The organism is Microbacterium sp. IEGM 1404, from assembly GCF_030056775.1.
In the GTDB taxonomy this organism is placed as follows: Bacteria; Actinomycetota; Actinomycetes; order Actinomycetales; family Microbacteriaceae; genus Microbacterium.
The window spans coordinates 1-217 of record NZ_JASHKP010000032.1 but is presented as its reverse complement, the minus strand read 5'-3'; the positions used below and the strand labels follow the sequence as shown (position 1 = coordinate 217).

The 217-nt window shown below is 74.2% G+C and carries 1 protein-coding gene; it reads right to left on the bottom strand.

Annotated features, from left to right (window positions below; translation table 11 throughout):
• The coding region (locus QM517_RS18160; protein ID WP_283289562.1) for an FGGY-family carbohydrate kinase at positions 1–217 on the bottom strand (217 nt) is incomplete at both ends.

Genomic DNA, 217 nt, shown 5'->3' with positions numbered 1-217 from the left:
ACCCAGCGCCGTCGTCTCGGCGCCGACCGGGCGGACGACCGGCACCCCGAGGATGTCGGCCTGGAACTGCCTCAGGGCGTCGTTGGCGGTCAGGCCGCCGTCGACCTTGAGCTCGGTCAGGTCGACACCGGAGTCGGCGTTGCCCGCGTCGAGCACCTCGCGCGGCTGGAAGGCCGTGGCCTCGAGGGCGGCGCGGGCGATGGGCCCCTTGTTGACC